The sequence below is a fragment of the Streptomyces sp. MS191 genome (assembly GCF_008042125.1).
Classification (GTDB): domain Bacteria; phylum Actinomycetota; class Actinomycetes; order Streptomycetales; family Streptomycetaceae; genus Streptomyces.
Genome location: NZ_RDBI01000040.1, coordinates 2735384 through 2761249 on the forward strand (window position 1 = coordinate 2735384; position 25866 = coordinate 2761249).

A 25866-nucleotide genomic window follows, 5' to 3' on the forward strand; every position below is an offset into this window, starting at 1 on the left:
CCAGGTTGACCGCCGTGGGGGTGGCGGTGGGCGCCCTCTTCGTCCTCGTGGAGCGCCGGCGCGGCGAGGAGGCGATGGCGCCGCCGTCGATCTTCGCGTCCCGGCAGTTCACGGCGGTCAACCTGGTGACGCTCTGCGTGTACGCGGCGTTCGGCGGCTTCTTCTTCCTGGCCGCGCTCCAGCTCCAGGTCGTGTCCGGCTACTCGGCGCTCGGGGCGGGGACGGCGCTGCTGCCCACGACGGTGCTGATGCTGCTGCTCTCGGCGCGGTCGGGCGAGCTGGGGGAGCGGATCGGGCCCCGGATCCCGCTGACTGTCGGACCGTTGCTGTGCGCGGCCGGGATGCTGCTGATGCTGCGGGTGGGCGAGGACGCCTCGTACGTCCTGGACGTGCTGCCGGCGCTGCTGGTCCTGGGCCTCGGGATGACCACGCTGGTGGCGCCGCTGACCGCGACCGTGCTGGCGTCGGTGGCCGTGGCCCGGGCGGGTCTGGCGAGCGGCATCAACAACGCGGCGGCGCGGGCGGCGGGTCTCCTCGCGGTGGCGGCGCTGCCGCTGCTGGCGGGGATGGGCCCCGAGGCGTACAAGTCGGCGGCCGAGTTCGGGGAGACCTTCCGGCGGGCGATGCCGATGTGCGCGGCGGTGCTGGTGGCGGGAGCGGTGCTGGCCTGGACGCTGGTCCGCTCGCCGGAGCCCGCGGAGGAGGCGCGCTGCCACCCCGAGTGCAAGGTCCACTGCGGGGTGACCTCCCCGCCGCTGGATCCGGGCGCGCGGGGGGAGACCGCTCCGCCACCCGCTCCGGAGGCGCGCGGGGAGGCGTGACACCCGCCGCAGACGTGACCCCCGCCCGGTCCGGCGGGGCCCCGCGTGCCGTCCGGCGGACGTGCCGGCGCGGCGCTGCGGCAGACTGGGGCCATGGCCATCCACGAGAACCTGCTGGGGGGACCGCCCCCCACCCACCTGCCCGACGATCCCGAGCCGCGCGAGCTGCTCGCGAACGGCGTGGCACCGGCGGACGTCGCCGCGAAGTACCCGACCTCCTCGCTGGCCTGGGCCCAGCTCGCCGACGAGGCGTACGAGGGCGGCCGAGTCGTCGAGTCGTACGCCTACGCCCGCACCGGCTACCACCGGGGCCTGGACGCGCTGCGCCGCAGCGGCTGGAAGGGCCACGGCCCGGTGCCGTGGGAGCACGAGCCGAACCGGGGCTTCCTGCGGGCGCTGCACGCGCTGGCGCGCGCGGCCGGCGACATCGGCGAGAAGGACGAGTACGAGCGCTGCTCGACCTTCCTGCGCGACTCCTCCCAGACGGCGGCCGACACCCTCGGCTGACGTCCGGTTCCACCCCGGGGTCGCCCTCCGTCCCCGGGGTGACACGCCCTGTTCACCTGCGTCGGAGGAAATCGGGCCGGAGTCCGGGAGTCGTTCGAAGCCGTTCGAAGAGGCGGTTACGATCCTCCGGACCGCAGTACCGAGCGCCGGCCCGGAGGCCCCACCCTCTCCCCGCACCGGCCCACGCAGGGGGAGTCCGACATTGGGCAAGCGTGCCGCCGTACCCGCGGGCCGGCGACGAGCACCGAAGCGCGGCCGCAGACGCTCCCGGCGGGGTGCCGTGGCCCGGCTCGCGCTGCCGGCCCTCGCGCTGACCGCGGTCTCGCTCGGCGGCGGCGCGGCCCTGGCGCACTTCCACGGCGACACCGGCCAGGACCCGGTCACGGCGGCGGAGGCACCGCCCCCCGTGCCCGACCCGACGACGGCGGCCCCCAGCCCGCGGGCCACGACGCGCGCCGCGACGCCGAAGGCGACCGTGAAGCCGACGCCGAAGGCCACACCGAAGAAGAAGACGGGGGTGCCCGCCTCGGGCGCCGGCACCTTCAGCACCGCCCGGTCCTCCGGCGACGCCGTCGGCACCGGTGGTTCCCTGCGCCGCTACCGCGTCCAGGTCGAGGACGGCATCGACCTCTCCGCCCGCGACGCGGCCGCCGAGATCCAGCGGATCCTGGCCCATCCGCGCGGCTGGGCGGCCCACGGCCGGGGCCGTTTCCAGCTGGTCGACGAGAACGAGGACTTCGTCATACGGATCGCCACGCCCGCCACCGCCGACCGGCTCTGCCTCGCCGGCGGGCTGAACACCCACGGCGAGCTGAACTGCGAGACGACCTCGGGCGTCGTGGTGAACCTCCGGCGCTGGATGCTGGGCTCGCCGACCTTCGCCGGGACGCCCGCGGAGTACCGCCACCTGATCATCAACCACGAGGTCGGCCACGAGATCGGCATCCGGCAGCACATGGGCTGCTCCGGTCCCGGGAAGCTCGCTCCGGTGATGATGCAGCAGATCAAGGGCCTGAACGGCTGCCGATCGAACGCGTATCCGTATGACGAAGACGGGAGCTACATCACCGGCCCGATCGTGTCATGATGCGCGTGGGACCGCGTGCGACGAGGCACACGGCCCCGAGGGGACCGGGGCTCCACTTGCCAAACGGAAGGAGCGGACCGCTACCCGGTAGTTCGTATCGAGGAGACAGCGATGTCCACCTTCCCCGATGCCTCCGGAGCCGGTTCGGTCGATGACCCGAACCTCGACTTCGCGGGCACCACGCCGTACGAGGACTACGTCCAGGCGGACGTTCTCACCCACCTCCAGCACCTGCGCTCCGACGACCCGGGCGAGATGGTCTTCCTGGTCACCACCCAGGTCATGGAGCTGTGGTTCACCGTCATCGTCCACGAGTGGGAGACCGCGAGCCGCGCGCTGCGCGAGGACCGCATCCCGGTGGCGATGGACGCGCTGAAGCGCTCCGTCCGCGAGCTGGAGGCCCTGAACCAGTCCTGGCGCCCGCTCGCCCAGCTGACCCCGGCGCAGTTCAACGCCTACCGCGCCGCCCTCGGCGAGGGCTCCGGCTTCCAGTCGGCGATGTACCGGCGGATGGAGTTCCTGCTCGGCGAGAAGTCCGCGTCGATGCTGGTCCCGCACCGCGGCGCGCCCCGGGTCCACGCGGAGCTGGAGAAGGCGCTGCACGAGCCCAGCCTGTACGACGAGGTGCTCCGGCTGCTCCACCGGCGCGGCCTGCCGGTGCCCGAGGCCGTCCTCGGCCGTGACCTGGCGAAGAAGTACGAGCCGTCGTCCGAGGTCGAGCTCGTCTGGGCCGGGATCTACGCCGATTCCGACCAGAACGGCGAACTCGTCCGGCTGGGCGAGGCGTTGAGCGACGTCGCCGAGCTCGTCTGGCGCTGGCGCAACGACCACCTCGTCGCCACCCGGCGGGCCATGGGCTCCAAGACGGGCACCGGCGGCTCGGCCGGCGTGGCCTGGCTGGAGAAGCGGGCGCAGAAGAACGTCTTCCCCGAGCTGTGGACGGCGCGCAGCCATGTCTGAGACCTTGCGCGAGGACGCGCTCCTGCGTGACGCCGACGACCCGCTGGGCAAGCTGCGCGAGCGGTTCACCCTGGACGACGCGGTCTACCTCGACGGGAACTCGCTGGGCGCCCTGCCCGCGCACGTGCCCGCCCGGATGGCCGACGTCATCACCCGCGAGTGGGGGCAGCTGCGGATCCGCTCCTGGGACGAGAGCGGCTGGTGGACCGCGCCCGAGCGGATCGGCGACCGGATCGCCCCGCTCGTCGGCGCCGCCCCGGGCCGGATCGTGGTCGGCGACTCGACCAGCGTGAACGTCTTCAAGGCCGTGGTGGCCGCCGCCCGGCTCGCGGGCGACGCGCGCGACGAGATACTCGTCGACGCGACGACGTTCCCCACCGACGGCTACATCGCGGCGTCCGCGGCGCGGATGACGGGCCGCCGGATCGTGCCCGTCACGCCGGCCGAGGTCCCGGACGCCGTCGGGCCGCGCACGGCCGCCGCGCTGGTCAACCACGTCGACTACCGCACCGGCCGGCTGCACGACCTGCCCGGCATCACCGCGGCGGTCCGCGCGGCGGGCGCGCTCGCGATCTGGGACCTGTGCCACAGCGCCGGCGCCCTGCCGGTCGGGCTGGACGAGCACGGGGTCGACCTGGCCGTCGGCTGCACGTACAAGTACCTCAACGGCGGCCCCGGTTCGCCCGCGTACCTGTACGTCGCCGAGCGCCACCAGGCCGCCTTCGACTCCCCGCTGCCCGGCTGGAACTCGCACGCCGACCCCTTCGGCATGACCGCCGGCTACGAGGCCGCCGACGGCGCGCCGCGCGGCCGGGTGGGGACCCCCGACATCCTCTCCATGCTGGCGCTCGAATCGGCGCTCGAGGTGTGGGACGGCGTCGCGGTCGAGGACGTCCGGGCCAAGTCCCTGGCCCTGACGGACTTCTTCCTGGAGTGCGTCCGGGCGTACGCGCCGGCCGGCCGGGTGGAGTCGCTGACCCCCGAGGCGCACGCCGAGCGCGGCAGTCAGGTGGCGCTGCGCTGCGCCGAGGCGCCCGCCGTCATGGCGGAGCTGATCCGGCGCGGGGTGGTGGGCGACCTCCGCCGTCCGGACGTGCTCCGGTTCGGCTTCACCCCGCTCTACGTGGGCTTCGCCGACGCCGAGCGGGCAGCCCGGACCCTGGCCGAGGTGCTCGCGGAGATCCCCGCGGGGTCCACTTCCGCCTGAGGCCGTACGGTCCGGTGATCACCTGGCCTGCGGGGCCCCCACTCCTGGTACGGTCCCCGCAGGTCAGGCCGATTCGGCCCCGTACCCGAGAGGTGGGAACAGCATGCCCGACCCCGCCGCGCGCGACGCCGCCGAAGAGGAATCGGCCTTCTCGCACCCGGCCGTCGCCCCGGACGCCTCCGCCGCCTACGGCGAACACCCCGACCAGGTGGTCGACTTCTACGCCCCGCGCGACGGCGGACAGCAGGCCCCGCTGGTCGTCGCCCTGCACGGCGGCGCCTGGCGGGCGCCCTACGACCGGCAGCACCTGACTCCCTTCGTGGACTTCCTCGCGCGCCGCGGCTTCGCCGTCGCGAGCGTCGAGTACCGGCGGGGCGGCTCCATCCCGCGGCAGGGCGGTACCGGCCCGGTCGCCGGGCGGTGGCCCGAGACCTTCGACGACGTGGCCGCCGCACTGGACGCCGTGCCGCGTCTCGCCGTGGAGCACCTGCCGCAGGCCGACGCCCGCCGCATCGTGCTCACCGGCCACTCGGCCGGCGGCCACCTCGCGCTGTGGGCCGCCGCCCGGCACGTCCTTCCCCCGGACTCGCCGTGGCGGCTCGCCTCCCCGCCGCCGCTGCGCGGGGTGGTCGCGCTGGCCCCGATCGCGCACTTCGACCGGGCCGTGGAGCTCGGGGTGTGCGGCGGCGCCGTCACCGAGTTCCTCGGCGGCGAGGGCGAGTTCGACGTCCGCGCACGGCACGCCGACCCGGCGCTGCTGCTGCCCACCGGGATCGCCACCGCCGTCGTCCAGGGGCGCGAGGACGTCGTCGTCCCGCCGGCGGTCGCGCAGGCCTACGCCGAGGCGGCGGCCAAGGCGGGCGAGGCCGTCGGCTTCACCCTCCTGGAGGACGTGGGCCACTTCCCGCTCATCGACCCGTCCGCGGACGCGTGCGCGGTGGTGGCGGAGGAGATCGCCCAGCTGGCCTGGTGAACGGAGCCCGCGGGTGCCGCGCCTCCGGTGAGCCTCCCGGTGGGGACGTCCGGCGGCACCCCGGCGACCGGCCGCGCCGTCGCGTGCCCGCCGGTCCGGCCCGTCCCCGGCGGGCCGCCGACCGGACCCCGGCGGCCCGGGCCTGATCAGCGACGTAGTACCTGGGACGGACGCGGAAGGATCCCCATTCATGGGGACGACCCCGTCCGTGCCCTCCCCGTACCTTGGCGTACGTGACCCAGACCTCCGAGCAGAGCCGCAGCCCCGAGTTCCGCCTGGCCCAGGGCGCGCTCTCCGGGCTGCGCCAGGACCTCTTCCACGACGCCTTCGCCTATCGCCCGATGCCGCCGATGGCGGTCGACGGGCCGATCACGCGGCGCCTGCCCCGGCGGATACGCGCCCACCTGGCGTGGACACCGCACGTGGTGGTCGCCGGCTGCGCCTTCCTCGTCTTCCTGATCGGCGCGTCCGTCGTGCGGGGCTCGGCCCCGCCGGTGCTGGCGCTGTACTCCTTCGGGCCCGCGGTGATCGTGCTGCTCACCCTCGTGCGCCCGGTGCTCGCCTTCTGGGCCTCGCTGCTCTCCACCCCCTTCCTCGGCTTCCTCGGCAGCTACGGGGACGGCTGGCCCTGGAGCCCGAACTCCTTCGGCGCGCACCTCGTCGTCCTCACGGTCGTCGCCGCCCGCACCCGGCCGCGCACCGCGGGCTGGATGTGGCTGCTGACCGCCGGGTACGCGGTCTTCGCCGAGGTCTTCCTCGGCGTCGGCCACACCACCGACGGCCCCCCGCTGCTGTTCTGCGCCGCGCTCTCGCTGCTCGTGGTGACCGTCCTCCAGGTCCGCCGGCAGGCCGCCCGCGAGGTCACCGCCCAGCAGTCCGTGACCGCCGTCGAACGCTCCCGCCGCACGCTGCTCGAAGAGCGCACCACGATCGCCCGCGAGCTGCACGACGTCGTCGCCCACCACATGTCGGTGGTCGCCATCCAGGCGGAGGCCGCCCCCTACCGGGTCGAGAACCCGCCGCCGGAGCTGGAGCAGGCGTTCGCCACCATCCGCGAGAACGCGGTCGCGGCCCTGACCGAACTCCGCCGCGTCCTCGGCGTCGTACGGGCGGAGGACTACGAGGCACCCGACGCCCCGCAGCCCACCCTCGCCGAGCTCGAGGGGCTGGTCGCCAACGTCCGGGAGGCCGGTCTCTCCGTCGAGAAGACGGTGACCGGCGCGGTGCGGGAGCTGCCGCAGGGCGTCGAGCTCTCCGCGTACCGGATCATCCAGGAGGCCCTGAGCAACGTGCTGCGGCACGCGCCCGGCGCGGAGGCGAAGGTCGAGGTCAGCTACGTGCTCGGCGGCCTGGGCCTGCGGATCGTGAACGGTCCGGCGCGCGGGCTCGTCAAGCCGTCGCCGGGCGCCGGGCACGGCATCACGGGCATGCGGGAGCGGGTGGGCATGCTGAGCGGGGAGATGACGGCCGAGGCTACGGCCGACGGCGGCTACGAAGTGACGGCGTTCATCCCGGTGGCGCGCGAGGAGGCGGCGGAATGACGATCAAGGTGCTGATCGTCGACGACCAGATGATGGTCCGCGAGGGGTTCTCGGTCCTGCTCGGCGCGATGCCGGACATCGAGGTCGTCGGCGAGGCGGTGAACGGGCGCGAGGCCGTCGCGCAGGTGGCGGCGCTGCGTCCGGACGTGGTCCTGATGGACATCCGGATGCCCGAGCTGAACGGCATCGAGGCCACGCGCGAGATCGTCGCGGCGGACGCCGACGCCAAGGTGCTGGTCCTGACCACCTTCGACCTCGACGAGTACGTGTACCAGGCGCTGCGCGCCGGTGCCTCGGGCTTCCTGCTGAAGGACGCCTCCGCGCGGCAGCTGGCGGACGGGGTCCGGGTGGTGGCCGCCGGGGAGGCCCTGCTGGCACCGACGGTGACGAAGCGGCTGATCACGGAGTTCGCGAAGGCGGCGGAGTCACCGCGGGCGCCGGCGCTCGCCCAGGTCGGGGATCTGACCGAGCGGGAGACGGAGGTGCTGGTGCTGATCGCCCAGGGCCTGTCGAACGCGGAGATCGCCGACCACCTGGTGGTCGCCGAGTCGACGATCAAGACGCATGTGAGCCGGATCCTGGTGAAGCTGGGGCTGCGGGACCGGACGCAGGCGGCGGTCTTCGCGTACGAGGCGAGGCTGGTGCAGGTCGGCGGGTAGCGTCCGGTCATGGACGCTGCACCCGAGGACCTCTTCGCCCCCGAATCGCCCGCCTTCGTCGCCGACCCCTATCCCGCGTACGCCGCGCTGCGGGCCGGGGGTCGCGCGCACTGGAACGCGCCGACCCGGCAATGGCTGATCCCGCACCACGAGGACGTGTCGGCGCTGCTGCGGGACCGCCGGCTCGGCCGGACGTACCTGCACCGCTTCACGCACGAGGAGTTCGGCCGCCAGGCGCCCCCGGCGGCGCACGAGCCGTTCCACACCCTCAACGACCACGGTCTGCTCGACCTGGAGGCACCGGACCACACCCGGATCCGGCGGCTGGTCTCGAAGGCGTTCACCCCGCGGACGGTGGAGCGGCTGGAGCCGACCGTGCGCGCGCTCGCCGCCGGTCTGGTCGACGGCCTGGTGGCGCGCGGTGGCGGCGACCTCCTCGCGGACGTGGCGGAACCGCTGCCGGTCGCCGTGATCGCGGAGATGCTGGGGATCCCGGAGGAGGACGAGGAGCGGGCGCGGCTGCGGCCGTGGTCGGCCGACATCTGCGGGATGTTCGAGCTGAACCCCTCGGAGGACACGGCCCGCCGGGCGGTGGCCGCGTCGGTGGAGTTCTCCGACTACCTGCGGGAGCTGATCGCGCGGCGGCGCAAGTCGCCGGGCGAGGACCTGATCTCCGCCCTGGTGGGAGTGGAGGAGCTCACCGAACAGGAGATGGTCTCGACCTGCGTGCTGCTGCTCAACGCGGGCCACGAGGCGACGGTCAACACCACGGTCAACGGCTGGTGGACGCTGCTGCGCCATCCCGAGCAGCTGGCCGCGCTGCGGGCGGACCCGGACCGGCTGTTGTCCACAGCTGTGGAGGAGATCCTGCGGTACGACACCCCGCTGCAGATGTTCGAGCGCTGGGTCCTCGACGACATCGAGGTCGGCGGCCGGATCATCCCGCGCGGCTCCGAGGTCGCCCTGCTCTTCGGATCGGCCAACCGCGACCCGGCCCGCTTCGGGCCGACGGCCGACACCCTGGACCTGGCCCGGGCCGACAACCCGCACGTCACCTTCGGCGCCGGCATCCACTACTGCCTCGGCGCCCCGCTGGCCCGCCTGGAGCTCACGGCGGTCTTCGAGGAGCTGCTGCGCAAGGCGCTGGACCTTCCCCCGTGGGCCCTGGACCTGTCGCCCTTCGGTCACCTGCCGAAGCTCCCCGGCCCGGAGATGACGTGGTCACCCGTCCTGACCCTGACCGTCCTCGCCGCGGCGCTGACGACGGCGGGCCTGGCGGCGCTCCGCCGCCGCGACCTCGCCGGCTGAGCGGCCGGGGGCGGAAGGCCGGGGCGTCCGGGCGGTCCCGCGGCGCCCCTTCCACGCGACCGCGCACACCCTGACGGTCTCCGGACCGGACTTCCGCTACCGCGCGGACACGGTGGTGTCCGGCGCCGCACCGGCCCGGACACCACCGTGTCCGCGCGGTAGCGGAAGTCCGGTCCGGAGACCGTCAGGGTGTGCGCGGTCGCGTGGAAGGCCGGCGCGGCCGGCGGGTGGACCGTGATCTCGGCCGTCCCGGCCAGGGAGCGGACGGTCACCCCCTCCACCGGCGCGTTCACGTCGCTGAGCAGGACCCCGTCCGCCTCCACCCGCAGGCGGTGGGTGCGGATCGCGACCTGCCCCGGGGCGGGGCGGACGAGGGTGCGCACCAGCGAGCGGCAGGTGCCCCAGACCGACGGCGGGGCGGGCGCCGCCGCGGGTCCCCGGGCGGCCGGAATGCTCAGGTCGCCGAGCACGACCCCGTCGCTGTCGTCGACGAGCAGGTCGAGCCGGCGGACGGTGCCGTCGAGCACCGCCCGGGCCGCGGCCACGGCGTTCTGCGGCACGCCGAGCGCGTGCGCCACTTCCAGCGAGCCCGGGGCGCCGATCGGCACGAACGAGAGCGGGCCGTCCGCGAGCTCACGCTCCCGGTGCAGCAGGGTCACCGTGCGTAGCAGTGCGCGGTCGTCCCCGATCACCACCGGGCGGCGCGCACCCCGCCTGGCCAGGGCCCGGGAGAATTCCTCCGGGCTGTCCGGGAGGCAGATCTTCGCCTCTGCTCCCGCACACAACACATCCTTCGCGATCCGTACGGACTCGCCGTCATTCCGGCGGGCGACCGGGTCGATGACCACCAGCAGCTGGTCGTGAGCCGACACCTCGGTCCTTCCTCGGGTAGCATCTTTGTGCAAGAGCCCCTTGCGCTATTGCGCCAGGGGCTTCGTCTATTCCGGGGCACACCGGTGAGGCGGCGTCGGCCCCCTGACCTTGGACATGCCCCGCCCGGAAGGGGTGTACGCCTGTGCCCGCACTTGTGCTGCTCGGTGCTCAGTGGGGTGACGAGGGCAAGGGAAAGGCCACCGACCTCCTCGGTGGATCCGTTGATTATGTGGTGCGCTACCAGGGCGGCAACAATGCCGGCCACACGGTCGTCGTCGGCGACCAGAAGTACGCACTGCACCTTCTCCCTTCCGGAATCCTCTCGCCGGGGTGTACCCCGGTGATCGGAAACGGTGTCGTCGTCGACCCGGCGGTCCTGCTCTCCGAGCTGAGCGGGCTGAACGAGCGCGGCGTGGACACGTCCAAGCTGCTCATCAGTGGCAACGCGCATTTGATCACGCCGTACAACGTCACCGTCGACAAGGTGACGGAACGGTTCCTCGGCAAGCGCAAGATCGGCACCACGGGCCGGGGCATCGGCCCGACCTACGCCGACAAGATCAACCGCGTCGGTATCCGGGTCCAGGACCTGTACGACGAGTCGATCCTCACCCAGAAGGTCGAGGCGGCGCTCGAGGGCAAGAACCAGCTCCTCGCCAAGCTCTACAACCGCCGGGCCATCGACGCCGCGCAGATCGTCGAGGAGATGCTCCAGTACGCGGAGCAGATCAAGCCCTTCGTCGCCGACACCACCCTGATCCTCAACCAGGCGCTGGACGACGACAAGGTCGTGCTCTTCGAGGGCGGCCAGGGCACCCTGCTCGACGTCGACCACGGCACGTACCCCTTCGTCACCTCGTCGAACCCGACCGCGGGCGGCGCCTGCACCGGTGCCGGCGTGGGTCCGACGAAGATCAGCCGGGTCATCGGCATCCTCAAGGCGTACACGACCCGCGTCGGCGCCGGCCCGTTCCCGACGGAGCTGTTCGACGAGGACGGCGAGGCGCTGCGCCGCATCGGCGGCGAGCGCGGTGTCACCACCGGCCGTGACCGCCGCTGCGGCTGGTTCGACGCGGTCATCGCCCGGTACGCGACCCGCGTCAACGGCCTGACCGACTTCTTCCTCACCAAGCTCGACGTGCTGACGGGCTGGGAGCAGATCCCGGTCTGCGTCGCGTACGAGATCGACGGCAAGCGCGTCGAGGAGCTGCCCTACTCGCAGACGGACTTCCACCATGCGAAGCCGGTCTACGAGATGCTGCCGGGCTGGTCCGAGGACATCACCAAGGCCAAGACCTTCTCCGACCTGCCGAAGAACGCGCAGGCCTACGTGAAGGCCCTGGAGGAGATGTCGGGTGCCCCGATCTCCGCGATCGGCGTCGGCCCCGGCCGCACCGAGACCATCGAGATCAACTCCTTCCTGTAGCCGGTCCGCGTCCGCGGACGGTTCACGCGCGAAGGCCCGCCCCCACAGCCGCGGGGGCGGGCCTTCGCGCGTGTCCGCCGGGTGCGCCGCACGGGGCACCGCCTACTGGCGGAAGAACTCGCCCGGCTCGCTGTCGGTCATCGGGTAGAGCAGGAGCCTGTCCTCGCCCTTGTAGCGGACGAGGGAGAGGTAGCTCGCGATCGAGTCGGCGCAGTCGGGCGCCGAGCCCGCCTCGCGCTGGTGCGGGCCGATGACCAGCGGGGTGCCCGAGCCGGCGAGGAGCGCCGTGTAGGAGCACCTGACGGTGTCCGAGGTGAGGTCGCCGTCCTCGTCGGTGCGGGGATAGCCCTGGTCGTAGCGGAAGACGGCGGAGCCGACGGGGCCCTGGGTCAGGGTGATCACGTCGGTGAAGCGGTCGGCGTTCGGCCCGTACATCTGCGGGGCGTTGCGCATCTTCCAGGTGCCGAGGAGCTTCGCGGGGACGATCTCGGAGCCGGTCCGCGCCTTGTGGAAGGTGGCCTTGGCGGCGCCGGAGCTCCACTCCAGGACCTCGGGGGACCGCAGTGCGAGGGTCTGGTGGGCGGCGGGGGTGCAGCGCTGCGGGGGCACGCTGGTGGTGACGTCGGACTCGCCGAGGACGACCTTGTCCTCGTCCGCCGACACGAGCCGGCTGCGGCCCATGCACAGCCGCTCCTCGGTCACGTGGACGTAGACGGCGGTCTTGGTGCCGGCCGCGCCCTGGGTGAGTTCGAGCCGGATGGTCTCGCGGGGATGTTCGGCGGAGCCCTCCAGGGTGCCCTCCCAGGCGCCGAGGAAGGCGGCGGGGACGATCCCGGCGGGCCGCGCGGAGACCGGGCCGGTGGTGTCCCGCGCCTTGTTCTTCTGCTCGTCGCGGCCCGTGAGGAGGTCGGGCCAGAAGGTGTACGCGAGCCCCGCCGCGGCCGCCACGACGAGGGCGGTGGCGGCGGCGACCAGGCCCGTGCGCCGGCGGCGGGGGCGGCCGGGTTCGCGGCCCTGCGGCAGCGGTGTCGCGGGGGTGGGGTCGCCGGCCGCGGCGGCCGCCTCGCCCTCGGCCTCCAGGAGCCGGGCGGCATGGCGGCCGAGCCGGGCCAGGACGTCGGCGGGCAGCCACGGGTCGGTGACGTCGAGGGCGTCGACGAGCTCGGTGGCCGCCGGCCGGGCCGCCGGGTCCTTCGCGAGGCAGGCCCGGATCAGACCGGACACCTCCGGAGGTACGTCGGTCAGGTCGGGCTCGTCGTGCGCGATGCGGAACATCGTGGCGTGGACGCCGCTGTCGGACCCGCCGAACGGGGAGCGTCCGGTCGCCGCGTACGCCAGGACGGAGCCCAGGCAGAACACGTCGGCGGCGGGCGTCAGCCGGTCGCCCCGCACCTGCTCGGGCGACATGAACCCGGGGGAGCCGACGACCGCGCCGGTGGTCGTCAGGCCGCCGTCGGTGACGGTGTCGAGGGCGCGGGCGATGCCGAAGTCGATGATCTGCGGGCCGTCGACGGTGAGCAGCACGTTGGACGGCTTCAGGTCGCGGTGGACCAGTCCGGCGGCGTGGATGTGCGTGAGGGCGCGGGCCAGCCCGGCGGCGAGCGTGCGGACGCTCGGGGGCGGCAGCGGCCCGTACTCCTCGCCGACGACCGCGCGCAGCGAGGGGCCGGGCACGTATCCGACGGCCACCCAGGGGAGTTCGGCCTCGGTGTCGGCGCCCAGCACCGGCGCCGTGCCCGTGCCGCCGACCCGCTCCAGAGCGGCGACCTCGCGGGCGAAGCGGCGCCGGAACTCGTCCTGCCCGGCCAGTTCCGCGTGCACGACCTTCACGGCGACGGCACGTCCGCCCGCCGAACGTGCCAGGAACACCCTGCCCATCCCGCCGACGCCCAGCCGCCCGAGCAGGCGGAACGGGCCGATGCTGACCGGGTCTTCCGCGTTCAATGGGTCCACGGGAACAGAGGATGCCAGACCGTTCCGCAGGGGCTCACCCCGCGCGTACGCCTCTCCTCACCCTTCACCGCAGATCTTCAGGCCCTGGGGCGTCTGGCAGGGCAGGTGGCCGTGGGCGCGGATCACGTCCTGGCCGCTCCCCCGGACGAGATAGGTGAGGAAACTGGAGGTCAGGGAGTCGGCGGGCGGCCGGCCCCAGGTGTAGGCGTACTCGATCTCCCGGTACGGGTAGGGGGAGTCGCCGGTCTCGTCGAGTCTGTCGAGTTCGTCGGCGTGCGGCATCCGTCCGTCGATGGCGACGCGGTGCAGGCCCTTCAGGCCGGTGCCGGAGCGGAGTTCGGTGTAGCCGAGGGCCCCGGGCAGCCGCGCCACCGTGGACAGCACCTGCTCCGTGCTGTCGAGCTCGCAGCGCAGCACCGGGGCCCCGGGATCGTCGAGGTGCTCGCAGTCGCGGGAGGAGTTCGCCGGCTCGTTGCGGCCGAGGACGCGGCGCTGGAACACCTCGCGGGTACCGGAGTTGGCGTCCCGGCTGACCAGCCGGACCGGGAGGTCGGGACCGCCCAGCTCCTTCCAGTTGGCGACGTCGCCCCGGTAGAGCCGCCGGACGGCGTCCCGCGAGAGGTTCTCCAGCGGGACCCCGTCGTTGAGGACCAGCGTGAAGAGGGAGACGGCGACCATGCTCTCCCGCAGCCTCGGATAGCCGGCCGGCTTGCGTCCGTCGGACAGCGCGACGACCGCCGGCGACCCCTTCCCGGCCTTCGCGCCGTCCTCGGCCAGCTCCCGTATCCCCGCGGTCGACCCGTGCGCGTCCACCAGGATCGTCGCCCCCTCGCAGTCCTCCTGGTACTCCTTCGCCAGGTCCCGCACCGCGGGGGCGAAGGCGGTCGAGCCGGTCACGGTGAGCGTGCCGCGGGCGCAGCCGATGGGTGGCGGGGTGTCGTGCCGGACGATGAGCGTGGCGAGGACGAGCACGCACGCGGCCAGGACGAGGGTGATGTTGCGGGCCGCGGGGCTGAAGGTCGGGGTCCGGTCGTCGACGCTGCGGCTGTGGTTGCGGTGGACGTCGGTCTCCCGGAGCGTGCCGGTGAGCTCGACCTCGTCGGCGGAGACGGCCCCGGAGAGCAGGACGAGCAGCTTGAAGTACTGCTTGCGCGCCAGGAACACCTTGGGCATCAGGACGGCGCCGCCCTCCCTGCGCAGCCCCGGGTCCGCCTCCAGGTTGCGCTTCACCCGTTCGAAGCCGCGCGGGATGGTGGCGACGACGGCCTGCACCGTCCTGTCGTCGAAGGTGACCCGCAGGCCCTCGAAGCCGTCGGAGCGCTCGTAGTCGCCGTGGCTGATGTCGCGCAGACCGTCGTTCTCGATCCGGAGCAGGACCAGGGTGGAGCCGTCGGCGCTGCCGATCTCGCCGGCCCGCACGGTCAGGTCTCCGGCGTTCTCGTCGCGGTCCCGCAACGGGGTGTTGAGCTGCACGCGGTAGCCGAGGCGGCGGCCGCGCTGCACGAAGCGTTCGTAGAGCACGACACCGGCCGAGACGAGCACGCCGAGCAGTGCGCTGACCACGGCGATGACGTTCTCTGCGGTTATCCACTCCATGGCCGGAACGCTACGGACGTCCGTGCGAGCGGAGGGCCGGTGTCGTGGGGCCGCCACCTGGATTTCCCCGTTCGTTCAGGTGGCCGGACAGAGGTTGCCGGGGCAGTTTGACCATGGGTGTAATGGCGACGAGGGGGCCTGTCGGAAGGATCTTCATGCGTGTCGTCGAAGTGACCGCCTACGGCGGCCCTGAGGTCCTCAGAGTGACCCGCAGGCCCGAACCCGAGGCAGGGGACGAGCCGGGCAAGGTCCGCGTCCGGCTGAAGGCCGCCGGTGTGACCATGGCGGATCTCCGGATCCGGGCCGGCCTCTACGTCGACCAGATGGGCGGACTGCAGCCCCCCTTCGTCCTCGGCACGGACTTCGCGGGCCGGCTGCTGGATCCGGCGCCGGGCCCGGAGGGTCTCCTGCCGGTCGGGACCAGGGTCGCGGGCTTCGTGCCCTGGTACGAGGAGCTGACGGGGCACGGCACGTACGCGGAGGTCATCTGGGCCGAGCCGGACTGGCTGGCCCCGATCCCGGACGAGGTGGACTTCACGGCCGCCGCCTCCCTGCCCCTGGCCGTGATCACCGCCTCGCAGGGCCTCGAACAGCTCGGGCTCCCGCCGGGGGCGACACTGCTGATCACGGGCGCCAGCGGCGTGGTGGGCCGGCTCCTGCTCCAGCTCGCGGCGGCGGCCGGACTGCAGGTCATCGCCGTCTCCTACGAGGGGGACGAGAACGAGCTGAAGGTCCTGGGCGCCAAGCACTGCGTCACGCGCGGCGAGCCGGCGGAGGTGCTGCGGAAGGTGCGGGAGCATGCCCCGGACGGGGTGGACGGCGTCTTCGACGGGGCGCTGGTCGGTGCTCCGATGCTGGCCGCGCTGAAGGACGAAGGCTGCTTCGTCGCCATCGCCCCGGACCGTGTCCCGGCGTCCGAGAGGGGCATCCGCGTCGAGTTCGACCGCGCCCGGCCGCACGCCCTCCGCATCAAGGAGGCCCTGGACAAGGTGGCGGCCCGCGAGCTGGTCACCCGGGTGGCCGACGTCCTGCCCCTGGAGGTGGTCGCCGAGGCCCACCGCCGGGCGGAGGCGGGCCGCCGGCCCGGCCGGATCGTCCTGATGATCTGAGGCGACCGTCAGGACGACCCGCCCGGACCGGGCGAGGGCCGGCTACTCGGCGTAGAAGCCCTGGACGTCGGCGATCAGGTCGACGCTCCCGGCGTGGTTGTAGAAGGTGACCTTGCCGTCCCGGACCGGTACGACCACGAGGTTCGACACGGTCCGTCCGGCCGGCACGTTCAGGTTCGACGCGCTCGTCCGGGTGGTGCCGTACGGGTACGCGGTCACGAACGTGGCCGCGGTCGCGTTCGTGGCGGTCACGTTGAGCACGACGGCCGTGGCGCCGGTGGCGGGGACGCCGCCCTTGCCCGCGACGTCCAGCGTCACGACGCCCTTCGCGCCCACCTCGGCCCTGGCGACCCCGGTGCCGTCACGCGTGTCCATCAGCCGGGACGGGGCCGAGGGCTCGTACAGCGAGCCCAGGTCCGACCCGGTGAAGTAGCCGGCCACGTCCGCGACGAGGTCGACGGCGCCGCTGTGGTTGTACAGGTCGATCCCGCCGTTCACGACCGGTACGACCACGAGGTTCGACACGGTCTCGCCCTGTCCCGGATTCAGGTGCGAACCCACGACGGGGGCGCCGGTCGCCAGGGCGGCGACGAAGGTCGGCCTGGTCACGCCGGTCGCCGTCACGTTGAGCACGACGGCCGTCACGTCGGGGGAGCCCACGGCGGTGCCGGCGAAGCCCAGACGCACGCGGGATCCGCCCTGGACCGGCTTCTGCGGCGCGCCGAGTCCGCTGCGGGTGTCCAGCGCCCGCCACGGGGTCATGGGCCGGTACAGCGCGCCCTTGACGTCGTCGAGCGTGTAGTAGCCGGCCATGTCGGCGATCAGGTCCACGTTTCCGGCGTGGTTGTAGAAGGTGACCTTGCCGTTCCGGACGGGGACGATCACCTGGTTGGCCACCGTTTTCCCGGCGGGCACGTTGAGGTTCGACGCGCTCGACCGGGTGGTGCCGTACGGGTAGGCCGAGACGTAGGTCGCCGAGGTGGCGTTCGTCGCCGTCACGTTCAGCACGACCGCGGTGGTGGTGTGGTACGGCGCGCCCGCCACGTCGCCGACGGTCAGGGTGACCGTCCCCTTCGGGCCGAGCACGGCCTTCGGGACGCCGGTGCCGGCGCGGGTGTCCATCACGCGGGTGGTCGGGACGCTCGTGAACGGGTCGGAGGCGGGGGACTTCCCGCCGCGCAGGACGGTGCTTCCGGTGAGCCGCACCTCGGCCCCGGTGCCGTCGGCGGGCCGCGCGGTCAGCGTCCACGTGTACGTGCCGTTCGGCAGGAGGTCCCCGGCCTTGTCCCGCCCGGTCCACAGCGGGCGCAGCGCTCCGCGCGCCTCCGTGCCGGAGGCCAGCTCGCTGACCCGGCCCGTGGCGGTGTGACGGCCGGTCAGGGTCCAGGCACCGGCGGGCTTGGACAGCGTCGCCGAGGTGACCGGGGCCTTCTCGTCCTTGCCGCGGACGACGGGAGTGTCCGTGCGGCCCAGGACGGTCAGCGGCTGGGTGCCGATGCCCGTCGGGACGACGTGGACCTGCTCGTCGGCGTCGAGGTACGCGAGGTGGCCGCCGAAGCGGTCGACCGTCCAGCGGACGTGACGCTGGGAGACACCGGTGCCGGGCAGCGTGCCGACGGTCCGGGTGACGGGCGCGGCGCCGTCGGCGCCGGTGAGGACGAGCTTCCCGGCGGACGTGTCGTGGGTGACGACGTAGCCGTCGCCGAGCAGGGCCTCACCGGCGGGGACGCTTCGCGAGGTCTTCGCCGTGCGGTCGTAGACCCCGGCCGGGCCGTCGGCGCCGCAGCTCCAGTACAGCCAGCGGCCCACGGCCTGGAGTTCCTCCGGCACGCAGGTGGCCCCGGTGTCCGCGGTCTCGACGGRCCGGCCGGTGGCCAGGTCCTTCGCGGTGACGGAGCCGGGCTCGGCGCCGGCGGTCCACAGCAGGGAGCCCCACAGGGCGGAGGCGACCGGTGTGCGCTCCTCCAACACCTTCTCGCCGTCGAGCGCGACGACCAGTTGCTTCTCCCGCGTGCCGGGCACGTCGACGACCAGCCAGTCGCCGTTGACGTCCCTGACGCGGGCCCCGGTGCCGTAGTAGGGGGACTGGAAGTCGCCCTGGGCCGGGCCGTTGATCACGAAGTAGCCGCCCAGGCGGCGCAGGAAGCGGCCGTCGCCGAGCGCCCGGTACTCGGGGCAGAGGGCGTCCTTCTCCGGGCAGGTCTCCAGCGGGGTGCCCGTCAGCTCGGAGCGGTCCCCGTAGCTGAGGGCCCCGCCGGTGACGCCGAGGTCCCGGACGTACTCCTTGGCGAGGCCGGCGCCGTCGTACTCGCTGTCGTCCACGACGGCGAGGCGGCCGTGGGCGAGCGCGACGCCCTGCGCGTGGCCCGGGAAGCCGGGCAGTCGCTTCACCGTCGTCACGACCGGCTTGCCGTCGGCGTCCGCCGTGATGCGCCGGATGGCCCAGTCGGCGGGACCGGTGCCGCCCACGGCGACGGCGGTGCCGTCGGGCCCGGACGCGATGCCGTAGCTGCGGGCGACCAGCACGACGGGCGCGGAGCCGCCCGCGACGGGCACGGCCACGACGTCGTTGGCGGCGTTGAGGACCAGCCAGTCGCCGACCACGGCGAGGTGGTCCAGCGGGAGGTCGTACGAGGTCAGGGTGGCCTTGACCGGCTGCGCCGCGAGGTCGGCGCGCGAGGCCACGAGGACGGTGCCGTTCGTGCTCTCGGTGCTGTAGAACGCGAGGTACTTCGGCGAGATCTTCACCCGGGTGTACGACGCGGGCAACGGCGCGGTGAGGCCCTGGAGCCGGCCCGTCTCCGCGTCGACGACCGCGTGGCGGCGCTTCCCGTCGGTGACGGGACCGGGGAGCACGATCGAGCGCGTGTCGCCGCCGGCGGCCGTCGTGTACTCGAAGGCCTCCGGCTTCTCGATCTCGACGTCACCCGTCGTCCCGTCCGCCCGGGCCGACAGCACGTGCGCGGTCTTCGCCGTGGTGTCGAAGGCGACGGCCGCGGAGCCGTAGACCTTGGGGCCGGTCAGCTGCTCCGGCACGGTGATCGTGCGCACGGCGCCGTCCGCGAACCGCAGTTCGATCCGGCCGGGACGGACGTACGCCAGGGCGTCGGTGCCGGTGCCCCGGGGCAGGACCCAGTCCTGCGGCTCGCTGATCGGGACGCTCCTGCCGTCCGAGAAGCGGGTCCACAGGGTCTCCTTGACGTCCTGTTCCCGGTGGAACACGCCCTCGGAGCCGACCGAGTCGGCGTCCCCCTGCGCCGCCTGTTCCTTCTGGTGGACGAAGGCGTTCCGCGGGGTCGACTTGTACCCCGGAGGGACCACGACCTCCTGCGGTGACGGCGTGTCCGCGGCGGCCGACACCGCGAGCGGCACCATCCCGCCCGCCGTGAGTGCGATGCCCAGTGCGGTGGCGAAAGCCCCCCGCACGAGGGTATGGCGAACCAACTGAGTTCCCTCCCCGTTTCCTTCTTCACTCCTGCCACGTCCCCCGCCGCAGGTCGAGGGGAGCGTAACAGCGCTTCACGCCCCCTCCGTACAGGATTTCGAACTGGTTCAACCCTCCTGGCCGGGGGGGTTCGCACACATCGTTCGGGCTCCTAACGCAACGGGTACTCTGCGCGGCATGAGCAGAGCGGGCGGAGAGGCGGGCGAGGCGGGCGCGGGCGGAGAGGCGGCCGAGGCGGGCGAAGGGGCCGGGCTGCGGATTCCCGGGCGGCTGCGCGACCTGCCCAGTCGCCTGCTCGGGTTGGCCGCCGCCCGGGCGGACCGCCTGGTCGGCGCCGGTCTCGCCGGGGAGGGTGCCCGCAAGTGGCACTACGCGGTGCTCGTCTCCCTCGACGAGTACGGGCCGACCAGTCAGGCCGGCCTGAGCCGCCGCACGGGCATCTACCGCAGCGATCTCGTCGCCGTCATCAACGAACTCGCCGAGCGCGGCCACGTCGAGCGCGAGCCCGATCCCGAGGACCGACGGCGCAACGTCGTCACCCTGACCACCGGCGGGCGGGCGCACCTCCAGCGCCTCGACGCCGTGCTCGCCGCCGCGCAGGACGAGCTGACCGGGTCGTTGTCACCGAGTGAACGGGCCTTGCTGGCAAGCCTGTTGGAACGCCTTCTGGAGCGGTGACGGGGAAGTCCGTGTGTCACGGTTTCTGGTCTAGACCTTGACAGGTCCAGACCAAAGACGCTTCGCTGGACTTCCCCCACGGAAGGAAGCGCGCATGCTGCGACGCCTGCTCATCCTGCTGTCCGCACTCTGTACGGCCGTCGGACTGGCGGTCATCGTCCCCGCGTCCGCCGGTGCCGCCCCCGCGTGCGTGGCCGCCTGGAACTCCTCCAGCGTCTACACGGGCGGCATGACCGCCTCGTACAACGGCCGCAACTGGTACGCGAAGTGGTGGACCCAGAACGAACGCCCCGGCGCCGCCGACGTGTGGCGCGACGAGGGTGCCTGCGGTGGCGGCGGCGGGACCGACCCGAACCCGGACCCCTCCGGATTCGTCGTCAGCGAGGCCCAGTTCAACCAGATGTTCCCGGGCCGGAACTCCTTCTACACGTACAGCGGTCTGACCGCCGCGCTCGGCGCCTACCCCGGCTTCGCCAAGACCGGCAGCGACACGGTGAAGAAGCAGGAGGCCGCCGCCTTCCTCGCCAACGTCAGTCACGAGACCGGCGGTCTGGTGTACGTCGTCGAGCAGAACACGGCCAACTACCCGCACTACTGCGACACGAGCCAGCCCTACGGCTGCCCCGCCGGCCAGGCCGCCTACTACGGCCGGGGTCCGATCCAGCTCTCCTGGAACTTCAACTACAAGGCCGCGGGTGACGCCCTCGGCATCGACCTCCTCAACAACCCCTACCGCGTCGAGCGCGAGCCGGCCGTCGCCTGGAAGACCGGCCTCTGGTACTGGAACACCCAGAACGGGCCCGGCACGATGACCGGCCACAACGCCATGGTCAACGGCGCCGGCTTCGGCCAGACGATCCGCTCCATCAACGGCTCGCTGGAGTGCGACGGCCGCAACCCGGCGCAGGTGCAGAGCCGGGTGACCAAGTACCAGCAGTTCACCCAGATCCTGGGAGTGCCGACCGGCGCGAACCTGTACTGCTGATCCGCGCGGACGCGTGCGCGGCGCGGGCCCGGACCGTCATGGTCCGGGCCCCTCGACCGTCGCCGGGGTGCCCCCGGGCGAGGGCGCGTGCCGGGGGCGCCGCGCCGGCCGTCGGCGTCTCAGGGGCCGGGGGGCTCCTGAGGCGGGACCTCGCCGCTCGCGTCGATCGCCTCCAGGGCCCGGGCGAGCCGTTCCAGGACGCGGACGGTCTCGTCGAAGGCCTCCTGGCCGCCGAGTTCGCGCGTCAGCCGGGCCGCCAGCTCGGCGTGGCCGGGACCGATGCGGTCGATCGCACTACGTCCCGCGGGGGTGGGGGTCAGGAGCTTGGCGCCATGACGGTCCGGGCCCGCGCCGCGCACGCGTCCGCGGGGGTGGGGGTCAGGAGCTTGGCGCGCCGGTGGGCGGGGTTCGGCGCGTACGCGGCGAGACCCTGGGCCACCAGGAGGTCCGCGATCCGCTGGACGCTCTGGCGGGTGATGCCCATGGCGCGGGCGATTCCGGCGACGGGCAGCGGCTCGGGGAGCACGGCTCCCAGGACCTGCCACCAGGCGGCGGTCAGACCCGCCGGCTCGGCCAGCTTCTCCGACAGGGCGAGGAGCCGGCCGTTGACGCGGAAGACGCCGAGAGCCGTCCGGGACAGGGCGTCCTGCTGGTCGCGGCTCACGATCCGGCCGGGGCGGTGCCCGCCGGCTGCCGCTCGTCTCCGTCCGGCGCCTCTTCCCCGTCCGCCTGGAGCGTCTCGTACGCCGCCGCGTCCGAGTCGTGGAAGAGGCGGTACCAGGCGTCGAGCCGCTCGCCCTCGAAGGCGCCCGTCCGGCCCAGCACCTCGCGGGCGAAGGCGACGGGTTCGGTCGGCCCCGCGGTGATCAGGTCGCCGGCGCCGTCGGCCCCCCGGTCGGTGACCGCGTCCGTCTCGACGTAGTGCGCGGCGCCCTTGTAGCCGGTGGCGGCGAGGTAGAAGGAGACGGCGCTCGTGTGGGAGCGGTCGTCGAGCAGCCCCTCCCTGGCCAGGCCGGCGGTGGCGCCGCAGATGGCGGCGACCGGTGTGCCGGCGTCGAGGAAGCGGCGGGCCGCCACCGCGAAGGGGGCGAGGTCCTCGCTCGTGTCCCAGAGGTCGGCGCCCGGGAGGATCAGCAGTGCGCTGTCGGCCGGATCCAGCTCGTCGAGCGCGAGGTCGGGCGTGACGCGCAGGCCGCCGATGCTGGTGACGGGGTCGGTGGCCGGGCCGACGGTGCGGATCTCGTGGCCGGTGCGGGCGAGCCAGGCGGTGGCGTGCCCGGTCTCCCAGTCGGCGAAGGTGTCGTAGACGGCGAGGTGAACGGTGCGGGGCATTGCGGGCCTCCTGCGGGACGTCGGTGCCGTGCCTGATGACAGCAGTCTGTCATTGTGGCAGCGTGCTGTCAATGAAGGTCCGCCGGTCCGGGAGAGGCAAGGTGTCGGGTCGGCCCGGGTCTCGGTGGACAGGATGGTCATGGCCCGCCCCACCTGCGGTTACCTACCCTCGAGACATGACCCCTCATGTCGTTCCCGATCCCCAGGCCGGCGCGGCCGTGAAGGCCGCCGACCGCGCGCACGTGTTCCACTCCTGGTCCGCCCAGGGCCTGATCGATCCGCTCGCCGTCGCCGGCGCCGAGGGTTCGTACTTCTGGGACTACGACGGAAACCGCTACCTCGACTTCACCAGCGGCCTCGTCTACACCAACATCGGCTACCAGCACCCCCGTGTGGTCGCCGCCATCCAGGAGCAGGCCGCCAAGCTCACCACCTTCGCGCCCGCCTTCGCCATCGACGTACGCTCCGAGGCCGCACGCCTCATCGCCGAGCGCACCCCCGGCGACCTGGACAAGATCTTCTTCACCAACGGCGGTGCCGAGGCCGTCGAGAACGCCGTACGGATGGCCCGTCTGCACACGGGCCGCCACAAGGTGCTCTCCGCCTTCCGCTCGTACCACGGCGCCACCTCGACCGCGATCAACCTCACCGGCGACCCGCGCCGCTGGGCCTCCGACACCGGCTCGGCCGGCGTCGTGCGCTTCTGGGCACCCTTCCTCTACCGCTCCCCGTTCTACGCGACGACCGAGGAGCAGGAGTGCGAGCGCGCGCTCGCGCACCTGGAGGACACGATCGCCTTCGAGGGTCCCGCGACCATCGCCGCGATCATCCTGGAGACCGTCCCGGGCACCGCCGGCATCATGACCCCGCCGCCCGGCTACCTCGCCGGCGTGCGCGCGATCTGCGACAAGTACGGGATCGTCTTCGTCCTCGACGAGGTCATGGCCGGCTTCGGCCGGACCGGCAAGTGGTTCGCCGCCGAGCACTTCGACGTCGTGCCCGACCTGATCACCTTCGCCAAGGGCGTCAACTCCGGATACGTGCCGCTCGGCGGTGTCGCCATCAGCGCCGAGATCGCCGCGACGTTCGACAAGCGCCCCTACCCCGGCGGCCTGACCTACTCCGGGCACCCGCTGGCCTGCGCCGCCGCCGTCGCCACCATCCAGGTGATGGAGGACGAGAAGGTCGTCGAGCACGCCGCCCGCATCGGCGAGACCGTCCTCGGCCCCGGCCTGCGCGAGCTGGCCGAGCGCCACCCGTCGGTCGGCGAGGTGCGCGGCATGGGCGCCTTCTGGGCGCTGGACCTCGTCCGGAACAAGGAGACCCGCGAGCCGCTCGTCCCGTACAACGCGACCGGCGAGGCCAACGCCCCCATGGCGGCCTTCGGCGCGGCGGCCAGGAAGCACGGCCTCTGGCCGTTCATCAACATGAACCGCACCCACGCCGTGCCCGCCTGCAACGTCTCCGAGGCGGAGGCGAAGGAGGGCCTCGCCGCCCTCGACGCCGCGCTGAGCGTCGCCGACGAGCACACCGCGTAACCGGCGGGGAGAGAGCGCTCCACGGGGACGTGGCCGTCCCCTCCGTCTGGACTATGGTGTCCGACAGCCGGACGGAGGGGCCGATCACGATGCCCGCGAGCGGAGCTGTCACCCGCAGTACCCTTCGACAGCAGATCGCGGACGCGCTCCGTGACGAGGTGCTCGCAGGGCGTCTGCAACCGGGCGAGGAGTTCACCGTCAAGCAGATCGCCGAGCAGTACGGGGTGTCGGCGACCCCCGTGCGCGAGGCACTCGTCGACCTCTCCGCCCAGGGGCTCCTCGACTCCGACCAGCACCGCGGCTTCCGGGTGCACCAGTTCTCGGTCGACGACTACCGGGACATGGTCGAGGCCCGCATGCTCGTCGTCGACGGCATCTTCCGCCGTCACGGCCGCGCGTCCGCCCGCGCCGCGGAGCCCGACGTGAGCCGGGGGGTCGCGCTCGTCTCCATCCGGCGCCGCGGCGAGGCGGCGGTGCGCGCCGCCCGGGCCGGGGACCTGGACGTCCTCATCGGCTACGACATCCGCTACTGGCGCGAGCTGGGGCGCCTGGTGTCCGCCAACGCCTGCATCGCCGACTTCCTGCACCGGCTGCGGGTGCAGGCCTGGGTGTTCTCGGTGCCGTACCTGCGCTCCGACCGAGACGTGCTCGGCTGGCTCTGGAGCGGGCACGTGGAGCTGGTGGACGCGATCACGCTCGGGGACGCGGAGGCGGCGGTCGCCGTGGTCCGGGCCTACAACGCGCAGTCGCTGGAGTGGGCGGACCGCCTGGAGCGGCCCGCGCGGTGAGGCCCCACCGCCCGGGCGGTGCCGCGTGGTGGGCCTGAGGCCCCTGTGGTGCCGGTGACGTGCACCGGGGCCGTCGCGGTGGCCTTCCGGCCCGGGTTGACCGGGTGCGCGGAGGGGCAGGCACCCACCGGGTGTGCGACACGCGCACCGCGCACTACCCTGGCCGTCCCTGCAACTGACGGAGAGCGAGCCTCCCTTGGCCTGTGACCTGTGGCTGGTCCCCCTTGTCGACGTGCTGTGCCACAGCCCCGACAATCCCTTCGCCGAAGAGATCGCCGCCTACGACAAGGCCCTGACCGCGTCCGGTCTGCCCACCGTCCCCGTCTTCGCGTACATGCCGGGGCTGTCCGGCGACGTGGCGCCCGTCGCCGGGTTCGACTACGACGCCCTGCACTTCCTGCGCCGCGCCTATCTGCTGCAGATGTGCGGGCTGCCCGTCGAGCCCGTCGACGAGCTGGGCGGGGACTACGAACAGCTCCTGGAGATGTTCGAGGCGACCGCGCAGCAGTCCCACCTCGTCTGGCACTACGACCACGCCGGCGCCTACGTGCCCGTGGACTTCCCGGCCCCGCTGTCCACCGACGAGCTGCTGGAGGGCGGCGGCCCGCTGGGTTCCTCGCACGGGCTGCTGCGGGAGCTGGAGTTCGTCGCGCCGGCGATCGGGATAGACCCGCACAACCCGCCCGCCCCGCCGCTGCCTCCGGAGCGGCCGACCTCGCTGGAGGAGCCGGCGGGCTCGATCCCGTACGACGACAGCCCGTTCGCGCGGGAGCGCCACGTGTGGCTGGGTCTGCACGCGGCGGCCACGCGGAGCCTCGGACAGGGCTCGATGATCATCCTCAGCTGACCGGGAACCGCGCCGGCCCGACCCCACCACGTCCCCTCGGGGGTGCTTCGTGCCGTGGTGGGGGCGCGGGCAACCCACCACGGCCGGTCGGCACGGGGTCCCGGGGCCCGTCGGTCAGCTGAGGATGATCATCGAGCCCTGTCCGAGGCTCCGCGTGGCCGCCGCGTGCAGACCCAGCCACACGTGGCGCTCCCGCGCGAACGGGCTGTCGTCGTACGGGATCGAGCCCGCCG

At 73.3% G+C, this 25866-nt stretch carries 19 protein-coding genes and 3 pseudogenes; 16 read left to right on the forward strand and 6 right to left on the reverse strand.

The features are described 5' to 3' along the window. The 9 genes and pseudogenes from EAO71_RS19665 to EAO71_RS19705 all read left to right on the forward strand — a co-directional run. Positions 1–821, forward strand: an 821-nt coding sequence (locus tag EAO71_RS19665; RefSeq protein WP_147979398.1) for an MFS transporter, incomplete at its 5' end; no start/stop codon positions are given. Positions 822–914: 93 nt separating this feature from the next. Then, a complete protein-coding gene (locus EAO71_RS19670; protein ID WP_147978903.1) occupies positions 915–1328 on the forward strand; it encodes a DUF3151 domain-containing protein in 414 nt (137 codons plus the stop codon). A gap of 202 nt (positions 1329–1530) precedes the next feature. Next, positions 1531–2415, forward strand: a complete 885-nt coding sequence (locus EAO71_RS19675; RefSeq protein ID WP_147978904.1) for a DUF3152 domain-containing protein — start codon at positions 1531–1533, stop codon at positions 2413–2415. A gap of 111 nt (positions 2416–2526) precedes the next feature. Next, positions 2527–3375, forward strand: a complete 849-nt coding sequence (locus EAO71_RS19680; RefSeq protein WP_147978905.1) for a tryptophan 2,3-dioxygenase family protein — start codon at positions 2527–2529, stop codon at positions 3373–3375. Continuing rightward, a complete protein-coding gene (gene kynU / locus EAO71_RS19685) occupies positions 3368–4582 on the forward strand; it encodes a kynureninase (RefSeq protein WP_147978906.1) in 1215 nt (404 codons plus the stop codon). Before EAO71_RS19680 ends, kynU begins: the two co-directional genes overlap by 8 nt. 103 nt (positions 4583–4685) lie before the next feature. Further along, on the forward strand, positions 4686–5555 hold the full coding sequence (locus tag EAO71_RS19690) for an alpha/beta hydrolase (RefSeq protein WP_147978907.1): 870 nt from the start codon (positions 4686–4688) through the stop codon (positions 5553–5555). 233 nt (positions 5556–5788) lie between these two features. Then, the gene (locus EAO71_RS19695; protein WP_399755409.1) at positions 5789–7096 is read left to right on the forward strand and encodes a sensor histidine kinase; all 1308 of its coding nucleotides are present in this window, start codon (positions 5789–5791) and stop codon (positions 7094–7096) included. After that, positions 7093–7755: a response regulator gene (locus tag EAO71_RS19700; RefSeq protein WP_147978908.1), complete on the forward strand. Its 663-nt coding sequence runs from the start codon at positions 7093–7095 to the stop codon at positions 7753–7755. Before EAO71_RS19695 ends, EAO71_RS19700 begins: the two co-directional genes overlap by 4 nt. A 9-nt stretch (positions 7756–7764) precedes the next feature. After that, a pseudogene (locus tag EAO71_RS19705) lies at positions 7765–8898 on the forward strand (cytochrome P450); the annotation flags it as partial. A gap of 281 nt (positions 8899–9179) precedes the next feature. On the opposite strand, the pseudogene EAO71_RS19715 reads toward EAO71_RS19705, so the two are convergent. Continuing rightward, positions 9180–9935, reverse strand: a pseudogene (locus tag EAO71_RS19715) (diacylglycerol kinase); the annotation flags it as partial. 143 nt (positions 9936–10078) lie between these two features. Here EAO71_RS19715 and EAO71_RS19720 point away from each other — a divergent pair. Beyond that, a complete protein-coding gene (locus tag EAO71_RS19720) occupies positions 10079–11362 on the forward strand; it encodes an adenylosuccinate synthase (RefSeq protein WP_147978910.1) in 1284 nt (427 codons plus the stop codon). A 102-nt stretch (positions 11363–11464) separates the two neighbouring features. Here the strand turns inward: EAO71_RS19720 and EAO71_RS19725 are convergent, their stop codons facing one another. Further along, positions 11465–13315 carry a serine/threonine-protein kinase gene (locus tag EAO71_RS19725; RefSeq protein ID WP_147978911.1) on the reverse strand — a complete coding sequence of 617 codons (1851 nt, stop codon included), beginning with the start codon at positions 13313–13315 and terminating at the stop codon, positions 11465–11467. A 57-nt stretch (positions 13316–13372) separates the two neighbouring features. Next, a complete protein-coding gene (locus EAO71_RS19730; protein WP_147978912.1) occupies positions 13373–14911 on the reverse strand; it encodes a substrate-binding domain-containing protein in 1539 nt (512 codons plus the stop codon). 155 nt (positions 14912–15066) lie between these two features. On the opposite strand from EAO71_RS19730, the gene EAO71_RS19735 reads away from it, so the two are divergent. Then, positions 15067–16020 (forward strand): NADP-dependent oxidoreductase, encoded by a 954-nt coding sequence (locus EAO71_RS19735; RefSeq protein ID WP_147978913.1) that lies wholly within the window; start codon positions 15067–15069, stop codon positions 16018–16020. Between the two features lie 42 nt (positions 16021–16062). On the opposite strand, the gene EAO71_RS38940 is transcribed toward EAO71_RS19735, so the two are convergent. Then, a complete protein-coding gene (locus tag EAO71_RS38940; RefSeq protein WP_147978914.1) occupies positions 16063–19446 on the reverse strand; it encodes a hypothetical protein in 3384 nt (1127 codons plus the stop codon). A 196-nt stretch (positions 19447–19642) separates the two neighbouring features. Between EAO71_RS38940 and EAO71_RS19745 the strand changes: the two genes are divergently transcribed. Further along, positions 19643–20143 carry a MarR family winged helix-turn-helix transcriptional regulator gene (locus tag EAO71_RS19745; protein ID WP_147978915.1) on the forward strand — a complete coding sequence of 167 codons (501 nt, stop codon included), beginning with the start codon at positions 19643–19645 and terminating at the stop codon, positions 20141–20143. 94 nt (positions 20144–20237) lie between these two features. After that, positions 20238–21128 (forward strand): glycoside hydrolase family 19 protein, encoded by an 891-nt coding sequence (locus EAO71_RS19750; protein ID WP_147978916.1) that lies wholly within the window; start codon positions 20238–20240, stop codon positions 21126–21128. Between the two features lie 119 nt (positions 21129–21247). Here the strand turns inward: EAO71_RS19750 and EAO71_RS38945 are convergent. Together EAO71_RS38945 and EAO71_RS19765 are read right to left on the reverse strand one after the other, a co-directional pair. Beyond that, positions 21248–21792: pseudogene (locus tag EAO71_RS38945) on the reverse strand (MarR family winged helix-turn-helix transcriptional regulator). Then, positions 21789–22460 (reverse strand): DJ-1/PfpI family protein, encoded by a 672-nt coding sequence (locus EAO71_RS19765; RefSeq protein WP_147978918.1) that lies wholly within the window; start codon positions 22458–22460, stop codon positions 21789–21791. Before EAO71_RS19765 ends, EAO71_RS38945 begins: the two are co-directional and overlap by 4 nt. Positions 22461–22636: 176 nt before the next feature. Here EAO71_RS19765 and EAO71_RS19770 point away from each other — a divergent pair, with 176 nt between their 5' ends. The 3 genes from EAO71_RS19770 to EAO71_RS19780 all read left to right on the forward strand — a co-directional run bounded on the left by EAO71_RS19770 (position 22637) and on the right by EAO71_RS19780 (position 25633). After that, positions 22637–23998: an aspartate aminotransferase family protein gene (locus EAO71_RS19770; RefSeq protein ID WP_147978919.1), complete on the forward strand. Its 1362-nt coding sequence runs from the start codon at positions 22637–22639 to the stop codon at positions 23996–23998. A gap of 89 nt (positions 23999–24087) precedes the next feature. Further along, positions 24088–24786, forward strand: coding sequence for a GntR family transcriptional regulator (locus tag EAO71_RS19775; protein ID WP_147978920.1), 699 nt, complete (start codon positions 24088–24090; stop codon positions 24784–24786). Positions 24787–24982: 196 nt separating this feature from the next. After that, positions 24983–25633, forward strand: coding sequence for a hypothetical protein (locus EAO71_RS19780; RefSeq protein WP_147978921.1), 651 nt, complete (start codon positions 24983–24985; stop codon positions 25631–25633). Positions 25634–25866: the final 233 nt, after the last annotated feature.

Coding starts and splice junctions, on each gene's coding strand:
- EAO71_RS19690 (WP_147978907.1), top strand. CDS start 4,686: ATGCCCGACCCCGCCGCGCGCGACGCCGCCGAAGAGGAATCGGCCTTC.
- EAO71_RS19775 (WP_147978920.1), top strand. CDS start 24,088: ATGCCCGCGAGCGGAGCTGTCACCCGCAGTACCCTTCGACAGCAGATC.
- kynU (WP_147978906.1), top strand. CDS start 3,368: ATGTCTGAGACCTTGCGCGAGGACGCGCTCCTGCGTGACGCCGACGAC.
- EAO71_RS19750 (WP_147978916.1), top strand. CDS start 20,238: ATGCTGCGACGCCTGCTCATCCTGCTGTCCGCACTCTGTACGGCCGTC.
- EAO71_RS19735 (WP_147978913.1), top strand. CDS start 15,067: ATGCGTGTCGTCGAAGTGACCGCCTACGGCGGCCCTGAGGTCCTCAGA.
- EAO71_RS19670 (WP_147978903.1), top strand. CDS start 915: ATGGCCATCCACGAGAACCTGCTGGGGGGACCGCCCCCCACCCACCTG.
- EAO71_RS19680 (WP_147978905.1), top strand. CDS start 2,527: ATGTCCACCTTCCCCGATGCCTCCGGAGCCGGTTCGGTCGATGACCCG.
- EAO71_RS19700 (WP_147978908.1), top strand. CDS start 7,093: ATGACGATCAAGGTGCTGATCGTCGACGACCAGATGATGGTCCGCGAG.
- EAO71_RS19765 (WP_147978918.1), bottom strand. CDS start 22,460: ATGCCCCGCACCGTTCACCTCGCCGTCTACGACACCTTCGCCGACTGG.
- EAO71_RS19770 (WP_147978919.1), top strand. CDS start 22,637: ATGACCCCTCATGTCGTTCCCGATCCCCAGGCCGGCGCGGCCGTGAAG.
- EAO71_RS19730 (WP_147978912.1), bottom strand. CDS start 14,911: ATGGAGTGGATAACCGCAGAGAACGTCATCGCCGTGGTCAGCGCACTG.
- EAO71_RS19745 (WP_147978915.1), top strand. CDS start 19,643: ATGAGCAGAGCGGGCGGAGAGGCGGGCGAGGCGGGCGCGGGCGGAGAG.